The sequence below is a fragment of the Amycolatopsis acididurans genome (genome assembly GCF_012328925.1).
Taxonomy (GTDB): Bacteria; Actinomycetota; Actinomycetes; order Mycobacteriales; family Pseudonocardiaceae; genus Amycolatopsis_E; species Amycolatopsis_E acididurans.
Genome location: NZ_JAAXLS010000051.1, coordinates 39895 through 46621, shown reverse-complemented (window position 1 = coordinate 46621; position 6727 = coordinate 39895). Strand labels below are relative to the sequence as shown.

5 protein-coding genes are annotated in these 6727 nt (G+C 69.5%); 4 read left to right on the top strand and 1 reads right to left on the bottom strand.

Annotated elements, in window-relative coordinates; genetic code table 11:
* Positions 1-607 precede the first annotated feature (607 nt).
* From HFP15_RS42350 to HFP15_RS35855, 4 genes are all read left to right on the top strand, one after another.
* Positions 608-1825 carry an Acg family FMN-binding oxidoreductase gene (locus HFP15_RS42350; protein WP_210718311.1) on the top strand — a complete coding sequence of 406 codons (1218 nt, stop codon included), beginning with the start codon at positions 608-610 and terminating at the stop codon, positions 1823-1825.
* Positions 1825-2970, top strand: a complete 1146-nt coding sequence (locus tag HFP15_RS42345) for a nitroreductase/quinone reductase family protein (RefSeq protein ID WP_210718310.1) — start codon at positions 1825-1827, stop codon at positions 2968-2970. Before HFP15_RS42350 ends, HFP15_RS42345 begins: the two co-directional genes overlap by 1 nt.
* Positions 2971-2987: 17 nt before the next feature.
* On the top strand, positions 2988-3353 hold the full coding sequence (locus HFP15_RS35860; protein ID WP_210718309.1) for a hypothetical protein: 366 nt from the start codon (positions 2988-2990) through the stop codon (positions 3351-3353).
* A 99-nt stretch (positions 3354-3452) separates the two neighbouring features.
* The gene (locus tag HFP15_RS35855; protein WP_168521880.1) at positions 3453-3932 is read left to right on the top strand and encodes a flavodoxin domain-containing protein; all 480 of its coding nucleotides are present in this window, start codon (positions 3453-3455) and stop codon (positions 3930-3932) included.
* 103 nt (positions 3933-4035) lie between these two features.
* Here the strand turns inward: HFP15_RS35855 and HFP15_RS35850 are convergent, their stop codons facing one another.
* Positions 4036-6429 (bottom strand): glycoside hydrolase family 65 protein, encoded by a 2394-nt coding sequence (locus HFP15_RS35850; RefSeq protein WP_312871909.1) that lies wholly within the window; start codon positions 6427-6429, stop codon positions 4036-4038.
* Between the last annotated feature and the right edge of the window lie 298 nt (positions 6430-6727).

Below are 6727 nucleotides of genomic sequence, written 5' to 3'. Positions count from 1 at the left end.
GGAAACGCTGGACGATGCGGTGGAAACCCGCGCTGAACGCGTTCGAGATCGCCTTCGACGGCCGTCTGGCCGCCGGACGCAAGTAGTTCCCCTTCAACCCGAGTTACACCGCTCGTTTGACAGACCCGTCGGCAGCGCCAAAGGGGAGGCCGGGGCGACTCGCCCCGGCCTCCGCGACTTCTTATCCCGGCGACATCCTCGTGGCCGTTCTCCCACCGGTGGAACACTATTTGCGCACGCACCCCGGCTGGGCGTCTGGCGGTAACGGGTGCGTGCGGTGTAATCGACCGGGCCGAGGATGCCGCCGGCGATCCTGCGTTGACGAACGGTGGGCATCACGTGACTCTTCCGCGTTGTGGTGACGGTTCGAGCGTTGCTGGTGAGCGTCCTGGGTACGAGAGTCGAGGGTCCCCGGGTGGGTGCGAGGTTTCGGTCTCGCGTAGTAGCCAGGTGCGTCCGCGCAGAGCGTGTGGTGGCTGCAATGTGGGGTCCATGGGCGCGGGTATTCGGGACGTTCGGCCCTGCGGGTGCGGTCGTGACCGCCGGATGATCTGCACCACGGCCGGCTGGTTGGGCGCGGCCACCGCTGCCGACGAGGAGGCGCGCGATGACCGGCATTCCCGGCCCGCCGGCCGGCCACGCCTCGGATCGGCACCCGCTTTCCCGGCGGGTGTTGTTGCGTCGCACCGGGCTTGGCGCCGCGACGGTCTTGGTGGCCGGTGCCGGTGTGCTCGGCTATCGCACCTTCGACAACGGTGTTCTGGACCCGGGAGCCGGGCAACCGTACGAGCCCTGGTCGCAGTGGCGAGGCGATCCGAGTCTGCTGGGGGCGGTCGCGGCTGCGATTCTCGCGGCCAACCCGCACAACAGCCAGCCCTGGGTCTTCCGTGTCACACAGTCCACTGTGGACCTCTATGCTGACCCGGCCCGCACCACCGGCACACTGGATCCGCTCGGTCGGGAGAAACAGGTCGGCCTGGGCTGCGCGCTGGAAAACCTCGTGCTGGCGATCACCGCGCGAGGACATGGCGCCACCGTCACCTTGCTGCCCGATCCCGGCGTGCCCGGGCACATGGCCCGCGTCACGCTCGCGTCGCCGGGCGAACCTGTTCCGGACGCGTCGCTGTATGAGGCAATCGGTGACCGGCACAGCAACCGCGGACCGTACACCGACCAGCCGGTCGGGCCCGGCATCATCGCGGGCCTGACAGCCCTCGCTGCCGGCCGACCGGAGGTGACCACCCGCTGGTTCCCCGCGCCCGCCGAGAAGGCCGCCCTGGGCGGGCTGATCGTGGCGGCGACCGAGGCGATCGTGGGCGACCGGCGGCAGTCCGAGGACGCGTTCGCGTGGTTCCGCTCCAGCCGTGACGACATCGATCGGTACCGCGACGGGCTCACCCTCGACGGGCAGGGCCTGGCCCCGCTGACCCTGGCGACTGCCAAGCTGTTGCCCGCCACCTCCCGGGGCGCGGGGGACGCGTTCTGGCTGGAGCAGACCCGGACCGTGCACACCGCCACGGCGGCCGCCTACGGCGTGATCACCGTGACCGATGCCGACGATCCGGTCCAACGGCTGCGGGGTGGCCGGCTGCTGCAACGCATCCACCTCGCCGCCACGGCCCGCGGGCTGGCCCTGCAACACATGAACCAGATCACCGAGCGCATCGACCGCGAGCGTTCCACCGGCGCCGCGGCTACCTTCGCTGCGCGGTTCGACGACCTGCTGGCCCGCCCCGGCTGGCGTGGGCTGGCCACCTTCCGGATCGGCTACCCGGTACGTCCGGCCCGGCTGAGCCCCCGCCGACCGGTCAGCGAGGTGATCTGATGAGCCTGCCACCGCACGCGCCGCCCGCTGACCGGACCGGGTACCGGCTGGGGTGGCAGCACGCCGCGGCCGGGCTATGTCTGGCCGGGGGACTGCTCGGTGTCGTCGCCGGCCTGGTCGCGGCGATCACTGGGAGCCGCATTCCGGATTGGACCGGGAACAAGGACAACCCGGTCGGGCTGGGCGTATTGACCGTGCTGTTGAGCCTGCTGCCGTTGGCGATCGCCGGGTGGCTGCGCGGGCGGACACCGCTGTCCGCCGACCGTCGGGCGGTCGCCATCCTCGGACTGGTCGCGGTCGGCGGGGTGTGCTTCACCACGGTGGGTCGACTCTGGTACCTGCCCGGGGCGATCTTGCTGGTCGCGGCCGGCATCGTGCTGGCCAGTGGGGACACCCGCGCCGTATGGGATGCGGGCGCCCGGAACTGGCTGCGTGGACTGGTGACGGCGGTGGGGCTGGTCGAGCTGCTCATGGCGATCAGCGCGCGCCCGGTGCCGGTGGCGGTGGTGGGCGTGCTGGGCGGGCTGTCGCTGGCGGTGTTGCCCTGGGTGTCCGCGCGGGCTGGACTCTGGTCTTGGGCGTTGCTGCTGGCCGGGACGGTGCCGTTCGCGGGGTTGACGTGGTGGAGTGTGAGCACGCCGGTCGTGGCGGTGCTGGCGTTCGTTCTTGGCGTGCTGGTCGTTCGTGCGCGTGGTGAGCGGCCCCCGGCAGTCGCTGTTGACGCGACGGCACGCCGGCGAGCCCGCGTCCTGCTGATGCAGCGAATCCTGCTCAATCCTCCGATGACGCTCGGCGTGCTTCTGGGTGTGCTGCCTGGCCACGTGCTGATCGAGACCACTGGTCGCCGGACCGGCAAGCGGCGTCGCACGGTGGTCGGCGCGTACCGCGAGGAGTCGACATTGTGGGTGGTGGCCGAGCAGGGCACGCATGCCGGGTACGTGCGCAACCTGCTCGACCATCCCAGGGTGCGGGTGCGCCTGGGCGGTGGCTGGGTGCCCGGACACGCCGCGGTGCTGCCCGACGACGATCCGCAGACCCGGCTGGCCCGGTTCGGGAACGACCGCCATGCCGGCGCGGTCCGGCGGTTCGGCACCGCGCTGCTGACCGTCCGGATCGACCTCGACCAGCCCATGCCCGGCTCATGAGGCGAGGCGGCCGGGCAGTGGGCAGCAGCGCGCTCGTTGCCGGTATCAAGGCTGTCCACACGGCCTGCTGGCTGGTCACCGAGTCGTGTGTGCTCTACGTCCTCTACGCCGGGCTACGCAGACGCACCGGCAGAAGTGTCGGTGTCGCCGGTGGCGTCGTCGCCGGGGAAGTCCTCGTGTTCGCCGGGAATGGCTTTCGGTGCCCGCTCACCGAACTGGCCGAACGCGTCGGCGCCGAGCATGGCGCCGTCACCGACATGTACCTGCCGAGGTGGTTCGCACATACGTTGCCGGCGCTCCATGCACCGCTGCTCGCTCTCGTGATCTACCTGCATACCCGGAATCCCCGGGAATCGCGGCCCCGCCGCGCGTCCGCTGGGTGAGGTGCGGCCGGCGGACTTTGGGTAGCCGTGGCCGTGCCATTGGGCTCTGTCGCGGCGGCGGTGTCCTCGCGAGGCTGGGTCCCGCGAGGTGACGCGGTGATGAACGTCTTGGTCGTCTTTGCCAGCAAACATGGCTCCACGCAACAGGTCGCGAACGCGATCGCCACGGCGTTGCGCCGAGACGACGTGACGGTCCAATTGCGTCCGGCGGCGCATGCACGAGAACCGCTGCGGGACTGGGACCTGATCATTCTGGGTGGCGCGCTGTATTCGGGCCGCTGGCACCGTGACGCGCACCGGTTCCTCCGGCGGCATCGACGTGAGCTGGAGAATGTGCCGGTCGCGGTGTTCGGGATGGGGCCGCGTACCGATGACGAGGACGCGTGGCGGCGTTCCCGCGCGCAGCTCGACCGCGCCTTGGCCAAACGGGCCTGGCTCAGCCAGGTCGCGGTCACGGTGTTCGGCGGTGTTGATCCTCCGAGGCGCGCCAGGGGCGACCGTGTTCGCCGGGACCTGCGCGATTGGGACGTCATCGAGCGATGGGCGGCGTCGGTGCTGTCGACGGTGGCGCGCCGCTGAGCCGCCTCACTCATCCGCGGCGCGAAGCCTCCCACGGCGACCTGCGCTGTGCCGACCCGTTCGAAACGTCCGCCAGGCGATTCGTATCACCAAGGCCGGGATTTCAGAGTGGAAATCGCACGGTGGACCCGGGTTCGAGCGTGGCGGTCCGATCCCGGCAGACGATCTCGACGGCACGTTGCATGCCGGCACCGGCCGCGACGTCGACCTGGTCTTCGCTGATCCGCAGCAGCAGCGGGAGTTCACGGTAGTTGAGGCTCAGTTCGAGCGGGCCGAGCGGTCGCGGCCAGTGCGGGTTGAGCAGCAGCCGCTCGCCTCGGGTCTCGAGCCCGGAGAAGCAACGTTGCAGCAGATCGACGCTGCCGGCCATGGCGGCCAGGTGAATACCTTCCGCCGTGGTGCCGCCCTGGATGTCGGTCACATCGGATTCCAGCGCGCGGCGGAAGAACTCCAGAGCGCGATGCCGGTTGGCCCGCGCCAGGACCCAGGCGTGTACCACGGCGCTCAGCGTGGAGCCGTGGGAGGTGCGGGCGAGGTAGTAGTCGATGGTGCGCGGGATCGTGTCGCGTTTCAGCCGATAGCCCAGGCGCTGCAACAGCGCGCCGAGTTCCTCGGCGGAGAACAGGTAGAACAGCATCAGGACATCGGCCTGCTTGGCGGCCTGATAGCGGTTGACGTCGTCGCCCTCGGCTTCGAGGATGCGGTCCAGCCGCTGGATGTTGCGGTGATGCCGGCGGTACCCGGCCCAGTCCAGCTCGGCCAGCTCGCAGTAGCCCTCGAATTGGCTGATGACCCCGTCGGCGTGGAAAGGCACGAACATCTTCCGGCTGATGTCCTCCCACCGGTGCAGTTCCCCGGGCCGCAGCTGCAAACGCTCCGTCAGCTCCGTGCGGGCCCGGCTGGGTATGGCGCCCAGGGCATCCGCCGCCCGTAGCAGGGTCCACACGGTCAGCACGTTGGTGTAGGCGTTGTTGTCGATCCCGTCGCCTGCGGCGTCCGGGTAGCGGGAATGGAATTCGTCGGGCCCCATCACCCGGCGGATCACATACCGGTCGCGGGCACGATCGTAGCTGGCGAGACCGGCGAAGAACCGGGCGACCTGGACCAGCATCTCGGTCCCGTAGTTCGCGAGGAATTCCCGGTCGCCGGTGGCCTGGTAGTACTGCCACGTGTTGTGGGCGACGGCCAGCCCGATGTGGCGCTGGAGCCGTGTCGGATCGGGAAGCCAGTGTCCCGAGCTGGGATTGAGGTGCAGCTGCTGGCTCTCCTCACGACCGTCGCTGCCGGATTGCCACGGGTACATGGCGCCGGTGTGCCCGGCCTCCCGCGCGGCCTGCACTGCCTCCGGGAGCCTGCGGTACCGGTAACGCAGCAGGGAACGGCTCAGCGCCGGCAGGCGCAGGTTCAACAACGGAAAGAGGAACAGCTCGTCCCAGAGCACATGCCCGCGGTAAGCCTCGCCGTGCAGACCGCGGGCGGGTACGCCGGCATCGAGTTCGCTGGTATTCGGCGACACCGTTTGCAGCAGGTGCAGCAGGTGCAGGCGGACGACGCGCAGCTGCTCGGGGCTGCCCTGGAGCTCGATGTGGAACCGCTCCCAGAGGTGGGCCCAGGCCAGCGCGTGGCTTTCGAGCAGCGCATCGAAGCGCCCGAGCCGCGACAGCCAGCGGCCGGCTTCGACCGAGGGCTCGGAGATGGCGCGGTCCCGGCCGGTGAACACGGTGACCGTCTTCTCCAACGTCACCGCGTCACCGACGTGCAGGTCGATGGCGATGTCGTGCCCGATCCAGGACTGCTCGTCCACAAGGTGGTATTCACCGTCGATCGAGTGTTCGCCCTGGTACAGGTGGTTTCTGGCCACCATGGCCACCGGGACGCCGGACTGCGTGGTGCGCGCCTCCAGCAGCACCGCGTGGTCCGGCAACGCGCGCGTGCCGACCACGTCGAGGTGCCGGCCCGGCAGGTCCCGGTAGCGCTGGACCAGCCCATTCTCGACTCCACCATCGATCCCGGACCGCAACTGCAGCCGCCCGGTCCAGTCTTCGGCCAGCACGGACACCTCGAGCGCGCACACGTGCGGTTCGCGCATATGCGCGAAGCGGCGCTGCGTCACCGCTGTCGTCCGGCCGTCGGCATCCCGGAAACGGAACCTGCGCACCAGCAGCGCCCGCTTCATGTCCAGATACTGGTGGTACTCGAGCAGGTCGACGCTCTCCGGTTCAAACCACGGTCCACCATCGACCCGGAACGTCAGCGCCAGCCAGTTCGGCAAATTGACCAGGCACTCATTCACGACCTGGTTGCCCGAAACCTCGCTGCTCAACCGGTTGTAAACGCCGGCGGCGTAGGTGCCGGGATAGTGTGTGCGGCCGGCGGTGGACTCCGGCGCGGCACCGCGGGTGGCCAAATAGCCGTTGCCGACCGCGCACAGGGATTCCCGCAGCTTCTCCCGGGCGGGATCGTAGCCCTCGTATCTCCAGGTCCAGTGGTCATCCACCGCGCAGTACGTCCTTCCGCGTCCGACCATCAGGTAAACAGGGATCGGGCGGCATCCGGTCGATGCCGGCCCCGCACGCATTTCCTGCTCGCCGATGGCCGTGGTTCCACACTCTGCGCGTGGCAGAGAGCGGGCTAGTGCACAAGGACCTCAACTCGCGGGATCCGCGGTGACGGTATGGGCATTTAGCCCGGCTTCGGCAATTACCTCGAACCGCACATACGACGTAGTCCACAAGGGACGAAGCGCAGGCGTCAGTACACCGTGTGTCCCGGTCAGCGCCAGGCCCGCGACAACA